Origin of the sequence: Duganella sp. 3397, assembly GCF_031456625.1 — a bacterium.
Taxonomy (GTDB): Bacteria; Pseudomonadota; Gammaproteobacteria; order Burkholderiales; family Burkholderiaceae_D; genus Rugamonas; species Rugamonas phyllosphaerae.
On sequence record NZ_JAVDVB010000005.1, the window covers coordinates 616,202 to 640,304 of the forward strand.

A 24,103-nucleotide genomic window follows, 5' to 3' on the forward strand; every position below is an offset into this window, starting at 1 on the left:
TGCGCTCTTTCACACAAGCCCGGATTTATGACGACTTCGACACGGCCAACCTGGCTTCCTTATATGTTTTTCGCATTAACAAAGTCGAAAAACGCATTTGGCGCTGGACCGGCCAGGGTCAATCGCGTACCCTGTCGCTTTCCCCGATTTTTGTACCCAGCATGCTGCATTGGTTGAAGCACTACCGGCGCGCGCTCCTGCCCGGCGATATCAGCGCCGGCCTGGTCGTGGCCATGATGATGATCCCGCAGGGCATGGCCTACGCCATGGTGGCCGGCCTGCCGCCGGTGGTGGGCCTGTATGCCAGCATCATGCCGCCCGTGGTGTACGCGCTGTTCGGCAGCAGCATGACGCAATCGGTCGGCCCCATGGCCATCATCTCGCTGATGACCGCCGCCGCCATCGGTCCGCTGGCCGCTCCCGGTTCCGCGCTGGCTGGCGTGCTGGCGGCGCAGCTGGCGCTGGTGGCCGGCGCCACCTTGCTGCTGTGCGGCCTGCTGCGCATGGGCTTTCTCGCCAATTTCTTCTCGCGTCCCGTGATGAGCGGCTTTACCGTCGGTTCGGCCATCGTGATCGCCCTCGACCAGGTTCATACATTGCTGGGCGCGCCCATTGCCGACGTGCTCAAGCTGCATGTGCATGGTCCCAGCGCGCTGCTGGGCGTGGGATCGCTGCTGTTGCTGCTGCTGGCGCGCCGCTACCTGGCTGCCCTGTTGCGCGCCTGCGGCCTGCCGGCGATTGCCGCCGACATCGGCGCCAAGCTCGCGCCGATGCTGGTGGTACTGGGCGGGATCGCCCTGATGGCCACGACCAGCCTGCACGACCTGGGCGTGCGCACCACGGGCGCGGTGCCGGCCGGGCTGCCGGGGCTCAACCTGGCCACGTCCGGCGCCCACTGGCCCGCGCTGCTGCAACCGGGTCTCTTGATCGGCTTCATGGTGTTCCTGATGTCGATGTCGGCGGCGCAGTCGCTGGCCCTCAAGCGCAACGAAAAACTGGTGAGCAACCATGAGCTGATCGGCCTTGGCGCCGCCAACGTCGCCAGCGCGCTGTCGGGCGGCTTTCCCGTGACCGGCAGCCTGTCGCGCTCCGCCGTCAATTTCGCCGCCGGCGCCAACACCCCGCTGGCCAGCCTGATCACCGCCGCCTTGCTGGCCGGCGCACTGCTGGCGCCCACCGGCTGGCTCGCCTTGCTGCCGCTGCCGGTGCTGGCGGCCACCATCATTGTCGCCGTGCTGGGCATGCTGGAGCTGGGCATCGTGCGCACCGCCTGGTCGTACGACCGCAGCGACGTGCTGGCGTGGGCCGCCACCTGCCTGGGCGTGCTGGTGCTGGGCGTGGAGGCGGGCGTGATCGTCGGCGTGGCGCTGTCGATGGGTACCCTGATCTGGCGCGCCAGCCGGCCGCACATCGCGGTGCTGGGCCGCATCGCCGGCACCGAACATTTCCGCAATATCGAGCGCTATCCGGCCGCCACCCAGCCCGAGCTGCTGATCCTGCGCATCGACGCCAATCTGTTCTTCGGCAACGTCGAATCGGTCAGTGAACGGATCGAGTGCGAGCTGCGCACCCACCAGAGCGCGCGCGACCTGCTGCTGGTGATGACGGCGGTGAGCTCGATCGATACCACCGCCCTGTACGCGCTGGCGGAACTGAACCAGAGCCTCAAGCGGCGCAGCATCGGCCTGCACCTGGCCGAGGTGAAGGGGCCGGTGATGGACCGCCTGCGCCACAGCGACCTGCTGCGCGACCTGAACGGCAAGCTGTTTCTCAGTACGGCCATGGCCTGCGACCATATCCAGGCCGGCCAGCGCTAATACGCATGGACTTCCGGGCAGTTTGACAATATGATCAGGGGCAACGTTCCACATCCACCCACCGATGGCCCGCTGATACCGATGCTGCACCAACTTGCCCGCCGCGCGGGACGTATTTCGATCGCCGCCTTCGTCAGCGTCACGCTGACCGCCGTGGTCACCGTGGTGCTGGCCACCTTTGCGCTGTACTTCTACACGCTCGAACGCGAGCAGCGCTGGGAGCAGTTGCACAAAACCCTGGTCAACAGCGCCGACGAACTGGCTGCCGCCGTGGCGCTGCCGGCCTGGAATTTCGATGACAACCAGATCACCACCATCATCAAGAGCGGCTTGAGCAACCGCGACCTGTACGCCGGCGCCGTCACCCCAGCCCTCGGCGGCAAGACCTTCATCCTCACCCGCAACGCCCAGGGGCAACTGACCGAAGCCACGCGCCTGCCCGACAATCCCGACCTGCTGTCGGCCCGGCGCGACATCGTCGCCGCCGGCCAGTCGATCGGCGCCATCACCGTGTATGCCTCGCCCGAGGCGATGACCGAGCAGCTGCGCCAGCGGCTCTACACCATCGCCGGCATGATCTTCGTGCTCGACGTAACGCTGGTGTTCTGCCTGTACCTGCTGCTGTCGCACCTGGTCTTCAAACCGATCACCACCATCGAGCGCTACGCCGCCAACGTCAAGGCCGGCCAGAACCCGGGCGCCTTGCCGCCGCGCGACTGGTACTTCGGCGAGCTGCGCACGCTCAACGCCTCGATCCGTGAGATGGTGCAGCTGATGGACAGCCGCTACAAGTCCATGCACGACAGCGAGGAGCGGCTGCAGATCGCCAGCAGCGCGGCCTCGATCGGTATCTGGGACTGGAATATCCACAGCGACAGGATGGTGTGGGACGACCAGATGCACCGCCTGTACGGCGTGGAAGACGGCCACACCGGACCGCACGTCTCGGCGGTGGACAACTGGATGCTGCTGGTCCATCCCGACGACGCGGTGCCATTGCGGACACTGCTCGGCAGGGCGCTGGGCGGTGGCGGGGATTTCGACAGCGAATACCGGGTGCTGTGGCCGGACGGCTCGCTGCATCACCTGCATGGCGAGGCGGTGATCTTCCGCGATGCGGACGGCAGCCCGGCGCGCATGGTGGGCGTGTGCTACGACGTCACCGAGCAGAAAACTGCGGAACAGGAGCTGCGCCGCCACCGCATCCACCTCGAAGAACTGGTAGCCGAGCGCACCAACGCGCTGTCGGTGGCGGTGCGCCAGGCGCAGGCGGCCAACCAGGCCAAGAGCATTTTCCTCGCCAATATGAGCCACGAGCTGCGCACACCGCTCAATTCCGTGATCGGCTTCTCGCGCCTGATGGCCGACTCCAAGCACATGCTGCCGGAAGAAAAGCGCAACCTCGCCATCATCCACCGCTCCGGCGAGCACCTGCTCACGCTGATCAACGCGATCCTCGAACTATCCCGCATCGAGGCCGGCCGCGCCACCCTGCAAACCGAGGCTGTGCGCATCGACGACGTACTCCAGGAAGTGATGGACATGGTGAGCATGCGCGCCGGCCAGACCGGCGTGCACCTGGCGCTGGAAGCGGCCGGGTTGCCGCCAGGCGCGCGGGTGGATGGCACCAAGCTGCGCCAAGTGCTGCTCAACCTGATGTCGAACGCGGTCAAGTTCACCGGCCAGGGCAACGTCACGCTGCGCGTGGCCGGCACGCTCGTGGGCGACGGCCAGTGCGAGCTGGCCTTTGCCGTGATCGACGACGGTCCCGGCATCTCGCCCATCGACCAGACCCGCATTTTCGAGCCGTTCATCCAGGCCCAGGGGCCCGGCGCCAAGGAGGGCACCGGCCTGGGTCTGACCATCTCGCGCGAGTTCGTGCAGTTGATGGGGGGCGTGCTGTCGGTGCAGTCGGTGCCTGGCGCCGGCGCCACGTTCCAGTTCACCATCCGGGCGCCGGTGGCCGACGCGGCGCAGCTGGCGGCTGCAGGCGGCATCAGCGCCCAGGAGATGCTGCGCGCGCGCCGCTTGCTGACCGCGCCGGCCGAGGGCCCCGGTCCGCGCAACGCCGCGCCGCTGGCCGCTGCCGACCTGGCGCAGCTGGCGCCGGACCTGCGCGCCCAGCTCAAGGCGGCACTGCAGGAACTGAACCTGGCCCGGGTGGCGCTGCTGCTCGAACCGCTGCCACCGGTATTGCACGCCGTGGTGGAGGGCATCGAACACATGGTGCGGCTGCACCAGTACCCGCAACTGTGCACGTTGCTGGACCAGGCTGGAGAACCGGGCCATTGAGGTATATGATGACGTTTGGATCACACGCAATATTGGCGCGATAGAGAGTATTCATGCACCGGGATTTATCGGAACCACATACCAAGGGTGAAGTGCTGATCGTGGAAGACACGCCGGCCTCGCTCAAGCTGCTCAGCGACCTGCTGACCGACGCCGGCTACGACGTGCGCCAGGCCCCCAACGGCGAACTGGCGCTATGGACCGCGCAATCGCGGCCACCGGAACTGATCCTGCTCGACATCCGCATGCCCGGCATCGACGGCTTCGAGGTGTGCCGGCGCCTGAAGGAGTCGCCCGAGCTGCGCCAGGTGCCGGTCATCTTCCTCTCGGCCCAGCATGACACCGACGACAAGGTGCGCGGCTTTGCGCTGGGCGCGGTGGACTTTATCGCCAAGCCGTTCCAGGCCGAGGAAATCCTGGCCCGCACCGACGCCCACGTGCGCCTGGGCCGCGCCCAGCACGCGTTGGCGCAGGAGCGCGCCACGCTGGAACAGCGGGTGGCGGAGCGCACGGCCGAACTGGCGCGCGAGATCGAGCAGCGCCGCGCCAACGAGGAATTCATGCGCCTGTCGAGCCAGGTGTTCGAGGCCACGCGCGACGCCATCGTCGTCACCGATCCCGAGGCGCGCATCGTCGCCACCAATCCCGCCTTCACGCAAATCTCCGGCTACAGCCGCGATGAAGTGCTGGGCAAGAACATCACCATGCTGCACGCCGGCGAGCAGGACGCCGCCAACCTGGCGGTGATGGCACAGGCCATGGGCAAGAGCGGCCACTGGTCGGGCGAGCTGCTGGCGCGCCGCAAGAATGGCGAAACTTATCCGGGCCTGCTCAGCGCCTCGTCGCTGCGCAACGGCGCGGGGGAGGTGACCAATCACGTCGCGCTGTTCCTCGATATTACGGAGCGCAAGGCCGAGCAGCACCTGATCGACTTCCTGTCCCACCACGATGCGCTCACCGGGCTGCCCAACCGCCTGCTGGCGCGCCAGCGCTTCGAGCAGTCGCTGGCCAACGCCCGCCGCGAGGGGCGCTGCGTCGCGGTGATGTGCCTGGACCTGGACCGCTTCCGCAGCATCAACGACTCGTATGGCCACGAGGTGGGCGACAAGGCCTTGCAGGTGGTGTCGCACTTCCTTACCGACAGCGTGCGCGAGGGCGACATCGTCACCCGCCAGGGCGGCGACGAATTCCAGATCGTGGTGCAGGACGACGCCCAACTGGGCGCCACCATGGCCCTGGCGCAGAAAATCCTGGCCGGTTTGCGCCGCGAGCTGGTGATCGACGGCCAGCAGATCACCGTCACCGCCAGCATCGGCATCGCCGTCAGTCCCCTCGATGGCAACAGCTTCGACGAACTGCTGCGCAACGCCGACACTGCGCTGTACCGCGCCAAGGAAACCGGCCGCGATAACTACGCCTTCTTCACCGAACGGATGGACGCCGAGATCCGCGACAAGCTGGCGATCCAGAGCCAGCTGCGCGGGGCGATTGCCCGCGACGAATTCGAAGTCCACTACCAGCCGCAAATGTGCTTGCGCAGCGGTCGGCTGGCTGGCGCCGAGGCGCTGCTGCGCTGGAATAACGCGGTCCTGGGCCGGGTGCCGCCCAACCGTTTCATCCCCCTGGCCGAGGAATATGGCCTGGTCAACTCGATCGGCGACTGGGTGCTGGAAAGCGTGTGTGCGCAAATCCGTGTGTGGCAGGACCAGGGACTGGGCGACGTCAAGGTGTCGGTCAACCTGGCCGCCGGCCAGTTCGCCAACGACGCCACCGTGCCGTACGTGGAAAGCACGCTGCGCCGCTATGGCCTGGCGCCGTCGTGCCTGGGCCTGGAAATTACCGAAGGCACCGTGATGGGCGATCCGGACAAGGCGGTGGCCGCGCTGCACCGGCTCAAGGATATCGGCGTGTCGATCTCGCTCGACGACTTCGGCACCGGCTACTCCAGCCTCGGTTACCTGAAGCGCTTCCCGATCGACACCCTCAAGATCGACAAATCCTTCGTGGACGACGTCACCACCAGCGCCAACGACGCGGCGATTGCGCTGTCGGTGATCTCGCTGGCGCACAACCTCAATATGCAGGTGATCGCCGAGGGCGTGGAAACGCGCGAGCAGGTGCAGTTCCTCACAGAGCGCGGTTGCGACGAAATGCAGGGATACTTTTTCAGCCGACCGGTGAGCGCCGGCGAATTTACCGAATTGCTGCGCGAGCGGCGCAACCTGTTTGACGTTTAGGAGCCTTATGCACAAGAAGTTCAGCACCATCGCCGGCGTAGTCGCCGGCGCCTGCCTTGTCCTGTCGATGAACGCGCAAGCGGCAACCAGGCCCGGACCGGCCGACGCCCGCTTCAAGGCCATCTACACCGAAGAACTGAAGTGGCGCCACACGCAGCAGCAGGAAAGCGATGAAGACGATGACAATGGCGTGACGTCCGCGCTGCCGCGCATCGACGCCGCCACCCAGGCCAGGCGGCTGGCGTACTGGCAGGGCGTGCTGAAAAAACTCGATGGCATCAAGCCGGCCAGCCTGTCGGGCGAGGAGAACATCAACTACCAGGTGTACAAGGCGCAGATCGCCGCGCTGGTGGCGGAGATCGCGTACCGCGAATACGAAAAGCCGCTCAATGCCGACACCGCGTTCTGGTCCAACCTGGCCTACAGCGCGCGCCGCCCGATGACCACCGAAAAGGACTACCGCGCCTACATTCGCCAGTTGCAGGATGTGCCGCGCTACTTCGACGAGGAGATCGTCAACATGCGCGCCGGCCTGGCGCGCGGCTTCACGCCGCCCAAGGTAACGCTGGTGGGCCGCGATGCGTCGATTTCATCGGTGGCCGAAGCCAGGACGCCGCAGGACAGCATTTATTATGAGCCGTTCAAGGCCATGCCGGCCACCATGCCGGCGGCAGTGCAGGAAGACCTGCGCGCGCAGGGTATAAAAGCCATCGCGACGGCGGTGCAGCCGTCGTTCGTCAAGCTGCTGGGTTTCATGCGCGACGAGTACGTGCCCAAGGCGCGCGAGGACCTCGCTGCCGAAAATCTCCCCGACGGCAAAGCCTATTACCAGTCGAAGATCGTCGAGTTTACGACGACTACCATGACTGCCGACGAGATCCACCAGGTGGGCGTGGCGGAAATGGCCAAGATCCGCGCCGAGATGCAGGACGTGATCAAGCAGACCGGCTTCAAAGGCGACTTGCCGGCGTTTTTGCACTTCCTGCGCACCGACCCGCAGTTCTACGCCAAGACCCCGGAAGAGCTGCTGATGCGCTCGGCCTGGGTGGCCAAGAAGTTCGACGGCAAGGTAGCCCAGTATTTCGGCTACCTGCCGCGCCGGCGCTTTGCCATCATCCCGGTGCCGGCTGACCAGGCGCCGTTCTACACGTCGGGGCGGGGTGGGCCGGGCGTGTACCTGGTCAATACGTACAACCTGCCGTCGCGCGCGCTCTACAGCATGCCGGCGCTGACGCTGCACGAATCGGCGCCGGGCCACGCATTCCAGATGCCGATCGCGATGGAGCAAAAGGGCCGGCCGTCGTTCCGCAACGCGTATATTTCGGCCTATGGCGAGGGATGGGCGCTGTACACCGAGCGCCTGGGCGCCGAGATGGGCATCTACGAAACCCCGTACGAAACCTTCGGCATGCTCAGTTACCAGGCCTGGCGCGCTTCGCGCCTGGTGGTCGATACCGGCATCCACAGCAAGGGCTGGACCCGCAAGCAGGCGCAAGACTACCTGCGCGCCAATACCGCGCTGTCGGACCACGAGATCGAGACCGAGGTCGATCGCTACATTTCCTGGCCGGGCCAGGCGCTGTCGTACTACCTGGGCCAGATGAGCATCATCAAGGCGCGCCGCAAGGCCGAAGCCGCGCTGGGCGAGAAGTTCGACATCCGCAATTTTCACGACACCGTGCTGCAACTCGGTTCGGTGCCGCTGCCGGTGCTGGAAGCGCGCATCGACCAGTTCATCAAGGACGGCGGCAAGAGCCCGTATCCTGCCCTGGAATAAGGGCGGCAGTGACAATTTGCGTGTTTTTCAATGTGGCGGATGGAGTAATATTGTTCTTTTGGGCAAACTTATTTCATCCGTCTTTTGATAGGCATTCTCCGTGTATAAAAAATCGATCGCGCTCGCCACGTCCATCCTGGTATTGAGTCTCGGCGCCCATGCGCAACCGCCGGCCCCGGCGCCGGCTGCAGCCAATGTGCCAACGCCCGAGATCATCCAGGTCACCACTGCGGCCGCCAAGGAACTGGGCCTGCTCGATGCCAGAGAACCGAACATCAACAAGCGCATCGCCGCGTACGACAAGTTTTCATTCTCGCCCGAGCTGCAGCCGCGCCTGAAGGCGGTTTTCGGCACCGACAAGCCGTTCGCGCCGCAGCGCCTGCCAGATAGCGGTGGCCGCCAGCACTACCAGAGCATCCTCAAGGCTGGCGGCCACGCGGAAGCGCAGGCGTACGCCGCCTGGAGCGATGTCATCCTCAAGACCAACACCAGCCCGGCCGGCAACCAGATGGATTACACGGGCGAGGCGGCCTCGCTGACGTTTGGCGTGGTGACACGTGCGCAAGTGTCCGATCTGCGTTTCGCGGGCCGGCAGTCGCGCGCCAGCGATGGCCTGTGGTACGGCGCCATGAACATGAGCGTGGCCAGCATCGCCGTCAAGGGCGCCGGCGGTCCGTTACTGGTCGAGGACTTGCGGCTCAAGACCGAAGTGCAGCGGCGCGGCAAGAATGTCGATCTCGCGTACGGCCTGTCGATGCGCTCGGCCGGCGTGGGCGAGCACAAGATCGAACGTCTCAACATTGCCACGCGGGTGCTGGGCATGGACGGCCAGGTGGTGGCCGACTTCACCCGGTTCGTCAGTTCGCCGCAGTTGCAGCAGCTGGCGCCCGAGGCGCAAATGCAGGTCATGCTGATGAAATTCAAGGAACTGGGCCGGGCGCTGCTCAGGGGCGGCGTCACGGTTGTCATCGATGACATCAGCGCCGCCTGGCGTGACCAGGTCGCCTCGATCAAGGGTCGCATCGGCTTTGCCAAGGGCGCCGACGCAGAACTCGATTCGATGCCGGCCTTGCTGAACAAGCTGCTGGTGCGCCTGGAAGTGCGGGTTCCGGTGCTGGCCTTCCGTGAGTATGCGCGTTTTGCCGCCGCCAGTGCTATCAAGGCTCAGTCCGCAGAAGACCGCGCACCCGATCCGGCGCAACTGGCAACCATCGAGCAGCAGATGTCCGACAAGATGCTCGGCGATATCAGGAAGTCCGGCTTTGCCGTGGTGGACAAGGACGAGGTGCGCACGGTGATCGAGTTGAAAAACGGCGTGCTGACCCTGAATGGCAAGGGACCGTCGATGCCCGGCATGAAGGACGGCAAGCTGGCCCTGCCGCCCAAAGCCACCAAATAACCGGTATGGGCCAGCAATGATCGCACCTCACATGGTTTTCTCCGGCCTGGTATTGCGGCCGTTCGCCGACACCGATGCCGATGCCTTTGCCGCCGCCGTGGTGGAATCGGTAGCATCGGTGTCGCCGTGGATGGGGTGGTGCACCAGCGACTACACCGCCGCCGATGCGCTGGAATGGTTTGCCATGTGCCGCGCTGGCCAGGCGGCGGGCACCGCCTTCGAGTTCGGCATCTTCGACCAGCAGTCGGGCGACTTCCTGGGTGGTGCTGGCCTCAACGACATCCGCATGTTGCACAGGTTCTGCAATCTCGGCTACTGGGTGCGGCAATCGCGCCAAGGACAGGGCGTGGCCTCGCGCTGCGTGCAGGCGCTGGCCGCGCACGCATTCGGCGCGCTGGATTTGCACCGGGTGGAGATCGTGGTCGCCGTCGGCAACGCGGCCAGCCTGGCGGTGGCGGCGAAGTCGGGCGCGCTGGACGAGCGCATAGCGCGCAACCGGCTGTGCATCGATGGCCGGGCGGTGGATGCGCATGTGTTTTCGCTGATCTCAGCGCACGGTGCAGCCCCCGAATACCGCGTGCTGCCGCACTGACGGCGTAAACAGGCTGTAGAGCATCTTCATCTCCGGCGCGCTCACCGCATCGAGCGCGGCCCTGTGCTCGTCAGACAGGCGGACGTCGAGCGCGGCGATATTGTCGGCAACTTGCGCAGCGCTGCTCACACCCATCAACGTCGATGTAACACCCGCACGGCCGGTAATCCACGCCAGTGCGATGCTGGTCTGGCTCAATCCCGTCTCGGCCGAAATCCTTTGGAGCGTCCCCAGGATGCTCCAGTTCTTTTCGGTAAACAAGGTGTCGCCAAACGGGTTGGCGCCGTCGAGCCGTTTGTCTCCGGGTGAGCGCTGCTCGCCGTCCCGCGCGGCATCGCGGGGCAAGCCGGCGCTGCGCGGGTTGCTGCGCTCCACCGTGGCGCGGTCGTATTTTCCGGTCAGCAAACCGAAGGCCAACGGGCTCCATGGCACGATACCCATGCCAAATTCCGCCGCCAGCGGTACGAATTCATCTTCGATATCGCGATTGGCCAGCGAATAAAAGTATTGCAGGGCAATGGGGCCGGGCAGGCCGCGCACCGACGCCAGTGTTGCCAGTTTGGCCACGTACCAGGCCGGGGTATTGGAGACGCCCCAGTAGCGGATCTTCCCGGTCCGGACCAGCGCGGACATGGTTTCGAGCAATTCCTCTGCCGGCGTGACAGCATCCCAGACGTGGATCCAGTACAGGTCGATGCAGTCGGTTTGCAGGCGGCGCAGCGAACCTTCCAGTGCGGCGTGAAGATGCTTGGCGCCGTTGCCGCCTGCGTGCGGCCCCTGGCCGTCGGCAAAGCCCGACTTGGTAGCCAGCACGATGCTGTCGCGTAAGCCCCGTTCGGCGATAAAGGCGCCGAGCATTTCTTCGCTGCGCCCGCTGCCGTAGACGTCGGCGGTGTCGACAAAATTGCCGCCTGCAGCGACGTAGGCATCGAACACTGCGCGCGAGGCGTCGGTATCCGACCCCCAGCGCGCAGTGCCGAAGGTCATGGTGCCGAGGCAGAACGGGCTGACCGCCAGTCCAGAGCGTCCCAGCGTGCGATAGTCAGTGAGCGACATGTCTTTACTTTCCGAGTGATTGATAGGAAAATAGTACCCGACATCAGCGGGCTATACAATTAATTTCCTATCGATCACTAGAAATAAATGACTGACACCACACGTAAAAAGGGCCGGCCGCTGTCGTTCGACCGCAACGCAGCGCTGCGCAAGGCCATGCTGCTGTTCTGGGAACATGGCTACGAGGCGACGTCGCTGAACGACCTCACGACTGCGCTGGACGTCAAACCGTCGAGTATTTACTCCGCCTTCGGTGACAAGAAGGGACTGTTTTTCGATGCCATCGGCCTGTACCTGTCAGGGCCCGTGACGGCGGACACCATCATCGCGCAGGCCCCATCGGCGCACGCGGCGGCCAGCGAGTTGCTGCGGGTTTCGGCCATCGGTTTTACCGGCGCTACTACGCCTGCCGGGTGCTTGCTGGCCAGTTCCGCCATCAGCTGCTCGCACGCTGCGCGCGAGGTACGGCAGGCGCTGGGTGCGATCCGGGGCGCCATCGAGGACCGTTTGCGGTTGAAGATCGTGCAGTCGATCGAAGACCGGCAGCTACCGCACGAAACCGACGCCGCTGCGCTGGCCGCGCTGACCATGGCCGTAATCCAGGGCATGTCCACGCTGGCGCGCGATGGGGCGCCGCGCGAGAAGCTGCTGCTGGTGGCAGAGGTAGCAATGCTCGGCTGGCCCAAGCCAGCTGCGGTTGCGGCTTAGCGCAGCATATCGCGGGCAATCCAGTCGATCACCGAGGGACCATGCGGCTGCCATCCGAGCACCTCGCGCGCCTTCTTGCCGCGCACGCGGCTGTTGGAGCCCAGGCCGTACGACGCCATCTCGTAGCCCCATTCTTCCTTCGCTTGTTCCAGCGGCCAGTCCTGCGGCGCACCGAGGCCCAGCGCCCTGGCCATCGCTGCGGTCATGTCGCGAAACGCCGCTTCGCCGCTTTCCACGAAATAGAACGCGCCTGCCGGGGTCTTTTCCAGTGCCAGCAGGTACAGGTCCACCACGTCGTCGATATGAACGTTGGACCAGATGTTCTGGCCCGGCCCGACGTGGCGCACGACGCCGCTCTTTTGCGCTTGCTTGAGCAGGCGTGGCAGCTGCACGCTGTCGCGCGGCAGGGCGCCGTGGCCGTAGATCAGGGTGTTGCACAGCACGGCCGAACGGACACCCTGACCGGCGGCGGCCAGCACCAGCTTGTCAATGGCCACGCGCGCGGCCTTGTCGGCGGTCGGTGCCGGCAGCTGGTCTTCGTAATAGATCTTGTCGGTGCCCAGGCCGCCCGAGGCGTCGCCAACGATGCTCGAGCCGCTGGTGTGCAGGAATGGCTTGCCCGAACCGGCCAGGCCTTCGATGATCGCTTCGACGGCGGCGCGGTTGTCGCTGCTGGCGGCGTTGACAACGGCATCGGCGGCCTGGCTTTGGGCCACCAGCAGGTCGTGGTCATCGAGCGTGCCGACGATGCCGGCTACGCCGATCCTTGCCACTTCCGCCACCTGGTCCGGGCTGCGCACCAGGCCAACCACCTGGTGGCTAGCCTTGACCAGCCCCGCTGCGATCGAACCGCCGATAAAACCTGCCGCGCCTGTAACGAATACTTTCATGCCGTGCTCCCGTTGAATGAGGTGAAGCACCAAGTATGGGAGCGATCATCACGCACACCAAGACGCGCGCGGGCAAAGCTGTTTTGACGGCGGCGCAAGAATGCCGTTACGGCGCGGTCATCATCTGCTCCAGCAGCGGCTGCATCGCATCGGCCCACAGCTGGTAGCCGGCGGCGTTGGGGTGCAGCTGGTCGGGCATCACCGCGTCCGGAATCTTGCCGTCCTGGTCGAGGAACACGCCGGTGATATCGAGGAAGCGCACCGTCTTGCCGTCGTCCAGCTGCGCCAGTTCCTTGTTGACGGCGCGGATGGTGTCCATGCGCTTTGCCGCTTCGGCCACAAAGGCCGGCGTCACCGGGCCGCCAAAGCGGTCCCGCGGTCCGCGCGGGAACACGCCCAGCAGCAGCACCTTGGTGCCCGGCAGCCTGGCGCGCACCATGTCGACGATCTTGCGATTGGCTGCCGCGATATCGGCCGCGCTGTAATCGAGGCTGTTGTTGGTGCCGATCATGAGCACCGTGACCTTGGGCGCGATGCCATCGAGCTCGCCGTGCTCGATGCGCCAGATCACGTGCTGGGTGCGGTCGCCGCCGATGCCGAAGTTGGCCGGCTGGTACTTGCCATAGTATTTATCCCAGATCTCGGGCGCCTTGCGCCAGTTGTCGGTGATCGAGTCACCGAGGAACAGCAGGCCCACCGGCCCGCTTTTGGCGCGCGCCAGGTTGATCTCGTGCTTCTTGAGGAACTTGCCGTCGTCCTTCTTGGGCGAGGCAATGGAGGCGCTTTCGTGCGGATTGGTTTGCGCAAACGCCGGGTTGGCCAGCAGGGCCGCCGTGAGCAGCAGGGTACGGAAAATGGGTGACATCATGGAGTCTCCTTAACTTGGATGGCGTGAGGGCGCACCGGTTCGACGGCGCCGCCGAGCCAGATCGACAGGTACACCAGCGGCACCAGCGCGGCGCCGAGGACAAAGAACAGCGTGTAGTTGCCGCCAGCGGTGAGCACCGGCACCAGCTGCATGCAGCCGATCACGCCCAGCACGGCAGCCGTACCACTGACACCGGCCAGCGAACCGACCGTGCGGCCCGAAAAGAAGTCGCTGGGCAGGGTCTGGATATTGGTGATCGCCGCCTGGAAGCCGAACAGGATCACGGCAATCGACAGCACGGCGGCCAGCGGCGTGGCTGCTATGGCGGTGAGCAGCAGGGCCGGGAACATCACGATCAAGCCGAGGGCGATGACGAATTTGCGGGCGCGGTTGACCGACCAGCCGCGCGCCAGCAGGCGACCGCAAAACCAGCCCCCGGCCAAGGCGCCGATGCCGGCGCCCACGTACGGCACCCAGCCGAACAGACCGATCTGCTTGACGTCGAAGCCGAATTTTTCGTTCAGGTACAGCGGCAGCCAGCCCACGAACAGCCACCATACGGGATCGATGAAAAAGCGTGCAGCGATCACGCCCCAGCTCTGGCGGTGGCGCAGCAGTTCGCCCATGGTCGGTACATATTCGTCTGCGACCGCTTGCGTGGTCTTCTGGCCGCCGAGGATGTAGGCGCGTTCGTCGGCGGTAATCCATGGATGCGAGTCGGGGCCGGATTTGTACACGATCAGCCACGGCACGATCCAGATGAAGCCGAGTGCGCCGATCAGGATGAACGTGGTTTTCCAGCCCACGTACGCATACAGAAAGGCGACCAGCGGCGGCGCGATGATCGAGCCGACCGAGGCGCCCGCGCCGAAGATGCCCTGGCCCAGCGCCCGTTCGCGTACCGGAAACCATTCGGCAATCGCCTTGGTGGCGCCGGGCCAGTTGCCAGCCTCGCCCACGCCGAGCAAAGCGCGGAACAGAGCGAACGACAAGGCGCTGCGGGCGACGAAGTGCAGGCCGATCGACACCGACCACACCACGATCGACAGCAGGAAGCCGATGCGGGTGCCGAGCGCGTCGAAAATTTTGCCGAACAGCGACTGGCCGATCGCGTAACCGATCAGGAACACCGTGATGATGTTGGCGTAGTCGCGCTTGTCCAGCCCCAGCTCGGCGGCGATGCCGGGCCACATGACCGCCAGCGCCGAGCGGTCGATGTAATTGATGATGGTGGCGGCGGCGACCAGTGTGATCACCAGCCAGCGCAGCCCTTTTTTGGTTGTCATGCCCTTGTCTCCTTATTGGTTTATTTACGGGCGATGGTGGCTCATGGCGCAGGCGGCGCCATGGCCTCGGCCAGCTCCTCGCGCGTGGGCAGGCCGTCGCAGTCGCCACGGAACTGCACCTGGCGCGCACCGATGGCGTTGCCGCGCGCGGCGGCGTCGCGCAGCGAAAGACCCTCGAGCAGGGCGCTCAACACGCCCACCGCGAAGCCGTCGCCGGCGCCCACCGTGTCCACCACCTTTGCCACCGGCTGGCCGGGTACCGTGCCCCGGTTGGCGCCGTCGGCGTAGTAGGCGCCGTCCGGCCCCAGCTTGACCACCACCTGGCGCGCGCCGCGCTCCAGGTAAAAGTCGGCGATGCCGGCGGCGTCAGCGCGGCCGGTGAGCAGCTTGCCCTCGGACAGGCCCGGCATCACCACGTCGCTAAGTCCCGCCAGTTCGTTGATGATGTCGACCATCGCCGCTTCGGACGGCCACAGGCGCGGTCGCAGGTTGGGGTCGAACGTGACCAGGCGGCCAGCCGCGCGGGCCTGGCGCGCCATGGCGAACACCAGTTCGCGGCAGCCGTTCGACAGCGCCGGCGAGATGCCGGTCACGTGCAGCAGGCGCGCCTCGCGCCAAGGATCGGGCTCACGCAGGTCGGCCGGTGACAGCCGGCTGGCGGCCGAACCGCGCCGGAAGTATTCCACTTGCGGGTCGCTGCCGTCGTCGGTCATGGCCTTGAGCATGAAGCCGGTGGGGTAGTCGTGGTCGATGCGCACGTGGCTGCGGTCGATGCCTTCGGCGTCCATGAAGGCAAGCAGGTTGGCGCCCAGGCTGTCGTTGCCCAGCGCGGACAGGTAGCCCACGCGAAAGCCGAGCCGCGACAGGCCGACCGATACATTGAGTTCGGCGCCGGCGGTGGCGCGCTCGAAGTCGCGCACGTCAGCCAACGGTTTTGCTTCGCGGGCGATGAACAGGGCCATCGCCTCGCCTATGGTGACTACATCGGGCTTATGTTCGTCCTTGCGTTCATCCTTGCGTTCATCCATTAACAGGCCTCATGGTGGTGATGATTGACGTTTCGCGCGCAGCCGGCATCGAGATGCGCAGCACGGAGCCGCGCTCCTCGCGCGGGCCCTTGTCCACGTTGCCCGGCGGGCCGGCAGCGGTCACCACACCTTTTTCGACGACTGCCTTGGCGCCGGCGGTCTTGATGTCCACTTGCAGCGCGGCTGGTTTGCCGGCTACAAGATAGCGCTGCTGGCCTCTGGATGCAATCGTCGTGTCGCCGTGCACCTGCGCGGTGAGCACCACCGGGCGCGATGCGCGCAGGCGGTCGGTCGTGGTCCAGGCGCCGTCTTCGTACGTAAAACGGCGTTCCAGCTTGTCCACGCCCAGCTCCTGCCGGAACGCGCCGGTGAGGTCGGCCACGATTTCGGCGCGGTCGGCCGCCAGGTTGACGGTGGTGAGGCGGATCGTGTCGAGCCGCGCATACGGGTAGTCGGCAAACGCATCGTGGCCATGGCCTTCGTTGGCCTGGCCCTGGCCGTCGATCAGCACCGTGTTACTGAGGTTGCTGCGCGGGATGCCTGCGTATCCCATCGGGCCCGATAAATAGGTGCCGTTGGCGTACAGGATAAAGCTGCCGGCGTCCGGGTGCGAGTGGCCCATCGACAGGTGCCAGTCGGGCAGCTTGTCGAACAAGGTGGCTGCGTGGTGACCCTCGGGCGGGCCCGCGCGGAAGGCGAACGCGGTGGCCTTGTCGGTCCAGTCGCTGCGCCAGTACACGGTGCCCAGGTCGTCGAAGTGGTGGTGCGGCGCCAGCGCCGTGATCGGTGCGGGCGTAATCGACGCGTCGCGCCATTGCAGGGTCCAGAAGTCTTCCGCGCACACGTGGCCCAGGGACTTCATCCAGTCCGCCACGCCCTGCGCTTCGGCGCTCTTGAAGCGCGCAGCGAGGCGGTAGATCAGGTTGTAGTTGGAATGCAGCTTGCCGTTCGGGTGGGTGCGCGCCGCCTCGTCGCCGTGGCGCGAGCGCGTGAGCGGTCCCTCGAAGGCATCGCCGAAGTCGAAGATGTCCTGGCCATTGGGCGTGAGCGAGTGGGCCATGTACAGGTGGGCTTTTTGCAGCGCCGGGTGGTCGTACAGGTCGTCGCCGGCGGCGTGGGCAAAGGCGTCGAGCGCGTGGATAATCCACGGCATCGAGAACACCCAGTATTCCACGCCTTCGTAGAAATAGCCGTCGGGCGAGGCCACGTCCAGCACGCGCGAGAAGATTGCCCGCGACTGCGCAGCCCAGGTGGCAGCTTCCGGCACTTCGTCCCAGATCGCGTACGCGGCAATGGCCAGGCCGGCGATCGGGATGAAGCAGTGGTTCTGGCTGTACGAAAAGGTCTTGCCCGGCTTGGGCGCGAAGTGTGCAGCGAGCAGGCGCGCCTGGTGCGCCAGCTTGTCGCGGTAGCGTTTGCGCTCGTCTTCGGTCAGCACGTCGAACAGCAGATCGTAGCCCATGCCCAGGCCGTAGAGCAGGTGGCCGGCGGCCAGGTCCACGTTCGGCTTGCTGTAGGTGTAGCCCCAGACCGGGTAGCTGACCGCCGCTTCCATGTACTTGCGGGCAGCGGCCAGGTAACGCTCGTCGCCCTCGATGCGGTACGCCATGGCGGCGCCGGCGATGCCGATGGCCACCGTGTTCTGGGCGCGGCGCTTTTGCGCAGGCGAGGGCGCCGGGTCCTGCTTCATCGCTACCAGGCCGGCCAGGGCCTGCTGCCATTCGGCTTTATGGGTGGTAGTGGCCCGTTGTTTGAGGTCGGCCAGGCCGGCGCTGGTGATGAATACGCGTGGATGCACGCCGCGCAGTTCGGCGCGCAGCGGCGCCGGCCTGGCCTGCATCAGCGCCTGCAGCGGGTGCGGGCCGCCCTTGGCCTTGCCCTGCTTGGGGCCCAGCGCTTCGCGCGCATCTTGCGCCATCAGCTGGCCCGACGAAAGCACGGGCAAAGCAAGGGCTGCGGCGCCCAGAAAACGGCGTCGTGTGATCGATGGATTCATGGGGGTTCCTGGTTAGTCGCTTAGTAGAGTGCGAGGCCGCCGTTGACCTGGATGATTTCGCCGGCCAGGAAGGCGGCGCGTTCCGACGCCAGGAACACCACCACGTTGGCGACGTCTGCCGGCTGGCCTTCGCGCTTGGCCGGCGTGCGCTCGGCGATCGCCAGGCGGTTGGCGGGCGTATTGAAGGTATCGTGGAAGCGGGTGGCGATCAGGCCCGGCGCCACGCCGTTGACGCGGATGCCCAGCGGGCCTACTTCCTTGGCCAGCGCGCGGGTGAACGTGGCCACCGCTGCCTTCGATGCCGCGTAGTGCGACGAACCGGGGCCGCCGCCGTCGAAGGCGGCCAGCGACGACATGGTGACGATGGTGCCGCGACCGCGCGGCTCCATGCGCTTGAGCGCGGCCTGGCAGATCAAGAAGGTGCTGGTGAGGTTGAGGTTCATCGACTCGTTCCACAACGACAGCGGCATGTCGACCACGCGGCAGCGCTGGATCAGGCCACCGATGTTGGCGAACAGGGTGTCGATCTCGCCAATGGCGTGCTCCGCCTGGGCAAATACCTGTTCGGCCACGTCGGCATCGGCAACGTCGGCGCGGATGGCGTGGGCCTGGCGGCCCAGGGTGCGGATTTGCGTGACCACCTGCTCGGCTTCTTCTGCGCTGCTCCAGTAGGTGAGGACCACGTCGGCGCCGGCGGCGGCCAGTGCCAGCGACGTGGCCTTGCCGATGCCCGAGGCGCCGCCCATGACGAGGGCTTTTTTGCCGGTGAGTTCAGTGCTTTGCTTGAGTTCCATGTTTGTCTCCGTATAGATATGCAAGGTCAGGATTGCGGTGGTGTGGCGGTGGATGAACGGACGATCAGCTCGGGCGCGAACAGCGCGCCGTCAGCGGGTTCGTCCGGCGTCAGGATGCGTTGCAGCGCGGCGTCGGCCATGGCCTGGATCGGCTGGCGCAGCGTGGTCAATGGCGGATCGTGTGCGGCGCAGAAGAAAATATCGTCGATGCCGATCAGCGAGATATCGGCCGGAATGCGCCGTCCCATTTGTTTCAGGCCTACGCCCACGCCGATGGCCATCATGTCGTTGATCGCAATCGCCGCCGTGGGCCGCGCCGACGACGTGACGATGCGCGACGCCGCGCTGCGGCCAAGTTCGAACAGCCGGGTGTCGCCGTGCAGGTCGGTGGGACCGTCGGTGGCGTCGGCAATGATCAGCTCACCGACGATGCCGGCGGCGGCGGCCGCCTGCTGGAAACCGCGGATACGCTCCTGGCGGTTCAGCGTGTACGGCGGCGGCGTCACCAGCGCGATGGCGCGGTGGCCCAGCATGGCCAGGTGTTCCACCGCCAGCGTGGTGGCGGCGGCGTTGTCCATCGAGACGGTGGCGATGCGCTGGTCCGAATCCTGGTCGCGCTTGATGTCGAAGGCGACCACCGGGCAGCGCGAGGTGATCGCCGCCAGGTGCTCGGTATCGCTGAGTGCCGAGCCGGTGATGATGCCTTTCACCCCGTACGCCAGCAGGTCGGCCATCACGCCGCGTTCGCGCTCGGGATCGCGGAAGGTGCTGAAGGTCATCACGTGGCAGTGGTGGCGGGCGGCGGCCGCCTCCACGGCGCACGCCAGCGCACCGAAGAACTGGTTGGCCAGCGACGGCACCAGCAGGCCGACCATCGAGGCCACGCCGGTCTTGAGCTGGCGCGCGGCGTTGTTGGGCCGGTAGCCCAGCTGCTCGATGGCCTGCTGGATCTTGGCCTGCGTGTCCGGCCGCATCTGGCCCATGCGGTTGTTGAGGAAATTCGAGATGCTGGACGGGGAAACCCCCGCCAGGCGCGCGACATCCTGAATTTTTGGTTCGCTCATGGTGTCCTTGAGTTGAGCGGCTGGTCAGAAATTGACGTCCAGCCGGGCGGTGTAATAGCGGAATGCGTCGCGCGCTGGCTGCCAGCCATACGAGCGTATATCGGGGCCCGACGTCTGCTTGAAGTTCAGGAAGCTGCCGCCGTTGCCCACCGAGTAGTGGTGGTCGAACAGGTTCTTGATACCGACCGACAGCTTGTATTTTCCACTGCGGCCGGCGATCGAGGCGCCCAGGTCAACGATAGCATGGCCGGGCCGTTTCAGGCTCGGGTCCTGGCTGATCGCGCCCTGCACCTTGGACTGCGCGCGCACGTTGGCGTTGATCGCAGTCTTGAAGCTTTTGATCGGCAGCGTGTACTCGCCGCCGACATTGGTTTTCCACTTGGGCGAGTTGGGCATCAGGCCGCCGCTGGCGTCGCGCAGGAAAGCGCCCGGCACCAGTTCGTTGGGCACGGTGCAATCCTTGGCGCCGCTGTAGCAGGGGCCCTGGCGCCAGTTCACTACCGTGGCGCGGGTAAAGGCGAGGTTGGCCGACAGCAGGAAGTCGCGCGTGAGCAGGGCCGAGGCGTCGGCCTCGAAACCCTGGGTCTGGATCTTTGGAATGCTGTACAACACGCTGGCCTGGCTGCCGTCCGAGAAGCGCTCGGTGGCCGACGTCTGGTAGTCGCGGAAGCGGGTCTTGAATACGGCCAGGTTGAGCGTGGCGCGGTTGTTCCACAGGTTGGCCTTGAAGCCGGCTTCGTAGCTGGTGGCTTCCTCGGGCGCCAGCGGCAGGCGCTTGAAGACGTTGACGTTGTTGGCGCCACTGGTCATGTCGTAAGCGACGCCCTTGGTGCCGGTGGAGGCGGTGCCGTACACCATGGTGTTGGGCGTGAGCTTGTAGCCGTAACCGAGCTTGCCGGTCACGTAGTTTTCGTGGTGCTTGGGCGCGTTGTAGTAGTTCTCGCCGGTGTGCACATTGTTCGGCGCCGACGACAGCAGGCTGTCGATGGTGTGGAACATGTAGTCGTTCGATTCACGCGTGAGGCGCACGCCGCCGGTGAGCGTATGTTTGGGCACGAAGTCCCAGCTGCCGTTGAAATACAGCGCGCGGTTGAGCACCGACGACGAGGTCTCGTAGTTGGTCCAGCTGGTCTCCTTGACGAACGGATTGCCGCGCCGGTAGGTACGGTCGATGCTGGTGCGGGCGATCCACAGGCCGGCCAGGTAGCGGAAATTGCCGCTGTCCGGCGACGTCAGGCGAAACTCCTGGCTGGTCATCTTGGTGTCCATGGTGCCGTTGATCTCGGGCCGCTCGTTGATGCCCGACGGTTTGCCGAAGTGGTCGAGCTGGTAGAACGTGGATACCAGGTCGATATTGTCGTTGTCGCGGAAGTCGTTGGACTTGTTGTTGTCCACCGACGTGATCGAGGTGAGCGCATGGCCAGCCATCGGTGAGCTGTCCGGGAACAGGTAGTTCACCCGCACGCCGATGCCGCGATCGGTCGCTTCCAGCCCGGTGGGCGAGTCGTTGCGGATGGTGGTGTTGAACTGCGAAACGTTAATGCCGCGCAGCACCTCGGTGTTCGACAGCGCCTTGTAGTTCTTGTTGTACAGGTAGCCGACGCCTGGTCCGATCGAATTGATCGCGGCGGTGTTCCCGGTGCGCAGCGTGTGGTCGTAGCGCGGCGCCAGCTGCACGTCGAGGTCCGGCGTGACCTGCCACTGCACCTTGGCGAAGAAGGTCTTGCCGCCGGAGCCGTTCTGCATGCTGTCGGTGGTGAGGTTGTAGAGCAGGCCAGGGAAATTGGTCTTGCTGGCGAACAGGCGCACACCGACGGTATCGGACATGCGTCCGCTCACGGACGTCTGCACCCGGTACTCGTCGTCGCTGCTGCGAAACAGCGAGAGCTTGCCCTTCATCGGACCGGCGCCGATCGGTTTGGTGGTGATCACCACCGCGCCGGCAATCGCGCTCTTGCCGAACATGGTGCTTTGCGGGCCCTTGAGCACCTCGACACGCGCCACGTCGGACTGGTCGCGGAAGGCCTGCTGCGCCTGGGCGTACGGCATGTCGTCGACGATCACGGCCACATCGCCCTCGATGCCGATGTTGTTGGACGTGGTGCCGATGCCGCGCATATTGATGCTGTTGGTGCCCACCTGGGTGCCGGTCGAAATGGTCAGGGCAGGGGACAGATTGACGATGTCGTCGAACTCGCGCACGTTGTTGCGCTCCAGCGCTTCGCCGGTGAGCACCGAGATCGATTGCGGCACGTCTTCGAGCTTTTCGATGCGGCGGTTGGCCGACACGACCACCTGTTCCAGCTGCGGCGCAGCAGCCTGGGCGGCCTCATGGGCCTGCGTGATGGACGACAGTTGCAGCAGCGCCAGGGCGGCAGCCATGGGCTTCATGTTGGGATAGCGCGGCAGCTGGCTGCCGGAATGCGTTGTGACCATCGGTTGTCTCCGTTGTGGTTTTTATAAGTGCGCTCTGACTGCATCGATGCACCAGATGGACGATCCGTTCGGTCTGAGCCTTACTAAATCGATTTAGTGCAACGATTTAGTAAGCATATAGGAATCGATTTCGATGTCAATATTTATTTTTTAGCGTGAGAATTGCGCCACATTGGTGCGGACGCACCTTAATGGTGCGTGGCGTGTCTAAAACCGCTACGAATGTTTGTCGCTCGCTGGCACGCCGTTTGCATACGACACGACATTATTTGTCGATGAAACCCTCATGCCAGATTGCACCGCACCGAGCGAACGTCTCACCAGGCCAGCCAGCCAAGCCGGCGCCTGGCAGGCCAGCCTCACGCTCGGCTTTGCGGACGATGGCGGTACCACGCGCCTGTACAACAACCGCCACCACGGTCCGCTGCGCGTCCAGAAGGCGCTGTACCCGGAAGACGCAAAAGTCTGCCACGCCATCGTGGTCCATCCGCCGGGCGGGGTGGTGGGCGGCGACCAGCTGGCCATCGATATCGGCGTGGGCGACCGCGCGCACGCGTGCATCACCACGCCCGGCGCTGCCAAGTGGTACCAGGCCAACGGCAAGCGCTCACGCCAGACCGTGCACCTGCACGTCAACCAGGACGCGGCGCTCGAGTGGCTGCCGCAGGAGACCATCTTCTTCGACACCGCCGACGTGACCCTCGACCAGCACGTGGAGCTGGCGCTTGGCGCCACCTACATCGGCTGCGAGATCCTGTGCATGGGCCGGCGCGGTTCGGGCGAGGTGTTCGAGACCGGCACCATCACCCAGCGCAGCAGCATCCGTCGCGAGGGCAAGCTGCTGTGGTGGGAGCAGGGCGCCATGCTCGGCGGGCAGCTCGATAGCCCGCTGGCGCTCGGTGGCCATACCGTGTGCGCCACGCTGATCGCGGCGGGCAAGGCGCTGCCGGCGGCGCAGATGAATCAACTGCTGGCCGACATCCGCGCCGACATCACGGCCGACGGTGCGGTCAACGGCGGGCATCGGTTCGGCGTTACCCATACCAGGGGCGTGCTGGTGGCGCGCCACCTGGGCGACGACAGCGAGACCGCGCGCCGCCTGATGCTGGCCGTGTGGCGTCGCGTGCGCCCGCAACTGCTCGATCGCGCAGCCATCACGCCGCGCATCTGGCAGACCTGAACAAGAATACGAATATGACTGGAAGCACATGGAACTGACACCAAGAGAAAAAGACAAGCTGCTGATCTTCACCGCCGGCATCGTGGCCGAACGGCGCCTCGCGCGCGGCCTGAAACTCAATTACCCGGAAGCGGTGGCGCTGATCACCTGCGCCATCATGGAAGGCGCGCGCGATGGCAAGACCGTGGCACAGCTGATGTCCGAGGGGCAGACCATTTTGTCGCGCCAGGATGTCATGGAGGGCATCCCCGAGATGATCCCGGACATCCAGGTCGAAGCCACTTTCCCCGACGGCAGCAAGCTTGTCACCGTCCACAATCCCATACCCTGAACGAGGAGATCGCGATGATTCCCGGTGAATATCGACTCAAGGACGGCGAGATCGGTCTCAATGAAGGCCGCGAGACCGCCACCGTGGTGGTGACCAACCAGGGCGACCGCCCGGTGCAGATCGGCTCGCACTTCCACTTTTTCGAAGTGAACACGGAGCTCAAGTTCGAGCGCTGGAAGGCTTACGGCAAGCGCCTCAACATCGCCGCCGGCACCGCCGTCCGCTTCGAACCGGGCCAGCAGCGCACGGTGGAACTGGTCACGCTGTCGGGCGACATGGAAGTCTATGGCTTCAGCGGCAAAGTCATGGGAAAACTCGATCCAAATCCCCCTAAAAAATAAAAAAGGCAGAC

The 24,103-nt window shown here is 65.4% G+C and carries 19 protein-coding genes; 10 read left to right on the forward strand and 9 right to left on the reverse strand.

Annotation, left to right across the window (positions count from 1 at the left end):
• Positions 1 to 161 precede the first annotated feature (161 nt).
• From J2X54_RS19105 to J2X54_RS19130, 6 genes are all read left to right on the forward strand, one after another.
• Complete coding sequence (locus J2X54_RS19105; protein ID WP_310182656.1) at positions 162 to 1,817, forward strand: sulfate permease; 1,656 nt, start codon at positions 162 to 164, stop codon at positions 1,815 to 1,817.
• Between the two features lie 81 nt (positions 1,818 to 1,898).
• Positions 1,899 to 4,109, forward strand: coding sequence for an ATP-binding protein (locus J2X54_RS19110; RefSeq protein WP_310182657.1), 2,211 nt, complete (start codon positions 1,899 to 1,901; stop codon positions 4,107 to 4,109).
• Between the two features lie 53 nt (positions 4,110 to 4,162).
• Positions 4,163 to 6,346 carry an EAL domain-containing protein gene (locus J2X54_RS19115; RefSeq protein ID WP_310182658.1) on the forward strand — a complete coding sequence of 728 codons (2,184 nt, stop codon included), beginning with the start codon at positions 4,163 to 4,165 and terminating at the stop codon, positions 6,344 to 6,346.
• 7 nt (positions 6,347 to 6,353) lie between these two features.
• The gene (locus tag J2X54_RS19120) at positions 6,354 to 8,123 is read left to right on the forward strand and encodes a DUF885 family protein (protein ID WP_310182660.1); all 1,770 of its coding nucleotides are present in this window, start codon (positions 6,354 to 6,356) and stop codon (positions 8,121 to 8,123) included.
• A gap of 100 nt (positions 8,124 to 8,223) precedes the next feature.
• Positions 8,224 to 9,522: a DUF945 family protein gene (locus J2X54_RS19125; RefSeq protein ID WP_310182662.1), complete on the forward strand. Its 1,299-nt coding sequence runs from the start codon at positions 8,224 to 8,226 to the stop codon at positions 9,520 to 9,522.
• Positions 9,523 to 9,538: 16 nt separating this feature from the next.
• A complete protein-coding gene (locus J2X54_RS19130; RefSeq protein WP_310182663.1) occupies positions 9,539 to 10,114 on the forward strand; it encodes a GNAT family protein in 576 nt (191 codons plus the stop codon).
• Here J2X54_RS19130 and J2X54_RS19135 read toward each other — a convergent pair.
• Positions 10,070 to 11,170 (reverse strand): aldo/keto reductase, encoded by a 1,101-nt coding sequence (locus J2X54_RS19135; RefSeq protein WP_310182665.1) that lies wholly within the window; start codon positions 11,168 to 11,170, stop codon positions 10,070 to 10,072. The two genes, J2X54_RS19130 and J2X54_RS19135, sit on opposite strands and share 45 nt — an antisense overlap.
• 87 nt (positions 11,171 to 11,257) lie before the next feature.
• Between J2X54_RS19135 and J2X54_RS19140 the strand changes: the two genes are divergently transcribed.
• Positions 11,258 to 11,878, forward strand: a complete 621-nt coding sequence (locus J2X54_RS19140) for a TetR/AcrR family transcriptional regulator (RefSeq protein WP_310182666.1) — start codon at positions 11,258 to 11,260, stop codon at positions 11,876 to 11,878.
• Here the strand turns inward: J2X54_RS19140 and J2X54_RS19145 are convergent.
• The 8 genes from J2X54_RS19145 to J2X54_RS19180 form a co-directional block, all read right to left on the reverse strand.
• Positions 11,875 to 12,768, reverse strand: coding sequence for an NAD-dependent epimerase/dehydratase family protein (locus J2X54_RS19145; RefSeq protein ID WP_310182667.1), 894 nt, complete (start codon positions 12,766 to 12,768; stop codon positions 11,875 to 11,877). The genes J2X54_RS19140 and J2X54_RS19145 overlap by 4 nt on opposite strands.
• Positions 12,769 to 12,874: 106 nt before the next feature.
• Complete coding sequence (locus J2X54_RS19150) at positions 12,875 to 13,636, reverse strand: GDSL-type esterase/lipase family protein (RefSeq protein WP_310182669.1); 762 nt, start codon at positions 13,634 to 13,636, stop codon at positions 12,875 to 12,877.
• Positions 13,633 to 14,922, reverse strand: a complete 1,290-nt coding sequence (locus J2X54_RS19155) for an MFS transporter (protein WP_310182671.1) — start codon at positions 14,920 to 14,922, stop codon at positions 13,633 to 13,635. The genes J2X54_RS19150 and J2X54_RS19155 overlap by 4 nt, the downstream gene beginning before the upstream one ends.
• Positions 14,923 to 14,963: 41 nt before the next feature.
• Entirely contained in the window at positions 14,964 to 15,950 is a 987-nt protein-coding gene (locus J2X54_RS19160; RefSeq protein ID WP_310182673.1) for a sugar kinase, read from the reverse strand.
• The gene (locus J2X54_RS19165) at positions 15,943 to 17,946 is read right to left on the reverse strand and encodes a DUF4962 domain-containing protein (RefSeq protein WP_310182674.1); all 2,004 of its coding nucleotides are present in this window, start codon (positions 17,944 to 17,946) and stop codon (positions 15,943 to 15,945) included. The genes J2X54_RS19160 and J2X54_RS19165 overlap by 8 nt, the downstream gene beginning before the upstream one ends.
• 20 nt (positions 17,947 to 17,966) lie before the next feature.
• Positions 17,967 to 18,740 (reverse strand): SDR family oxidoreductase, encoded by a 774-nt coding sequence (locus J2X54_RS19170; RefSeq protein ID WP_310182675.1) that lies wholly within the window; start codon positions 18,738 to 18,740, stop codon positions 17,967 to 17,969.
• Positions 18,741 to 18,766: 26 nt separating this feature from the next.
• Positions 18,767 to 19,804, reverse strand: a complete 1,038-nt coding sequence (locus J2X54_RS19175; RefSeq protein ID WP_310182676.1) for a LacI family DNA-binding transcriptional regulator — start codon at positions 19,802 to 19,804, stop codon at positions 18,767 to 18,769.
• Positions 19,805 to 19,828: 24 nt separating this feature from the next.
• Complete coding sequence (locus J2X54_RS19180) at positions 19,829 to 22,240, reverse strand: TonB-dependent receptor domain-containing protein (RefSeq protein WP_310182677.1); 2,412 nt, start codon at positions 22,238 to 22,240, stop codon at positions 19,829 to 19,831.
• 286 nt (positions 22,241 to 22,526) lie between these two features.
• Between J2X54_RS19180 and J2X54_RS19185 the strand changes: the two genes are divergently transcribed.
• The 3 genes from J2X54_RS19185 to J2X54_RS19195 are packed head-to-tail and all read left to right on the forward strand — an operon-like array spanning position 22,527 to position 24,092.
• On the forward strand, positions 22,527 to 23,420 hold the full coding sequence (locus tag J2X54_RS19185; RefSeq protein ID WP_310182678.1) for an urease accessory protein UreD: 894 nt from the start codon (positions 22,527 to 22,529) through the stop codon (positions 23,418 to 23,420).
• A gap of 28 nt (positions 23,421 to 23,448) precedes the next feature.
• Positions 23,449 to 23,751: an urease subunit gamma gene (locus J2X54_RS19190; protein ID WP_070246542.1), complete on the forward strand. Its 303-nt coding sequence runs from the start codon at positions 23,449 to 23,451 to the stop codon at positions 23,749 to 23,751.
• A 14-nt stretch (positions 23,752 to 23,765) separates the two neighbouring features.
• Positions 23,766 to 24,092 carry an urease subunit beta gene (locus J2X54_RS19195; RefSeq protein ID WP_070246543.1) on the forward strand — a complete coding sequence of 109 codons (327 nt, stop codon included), beginning with the start codon at positions 23,766 to 23,768 and terminating at the stop codon, positions 24,090 to 24,092.
• The last annotated feature ends 11 nt before the right edge of the window (positions 24,093 to 24,103 follow it).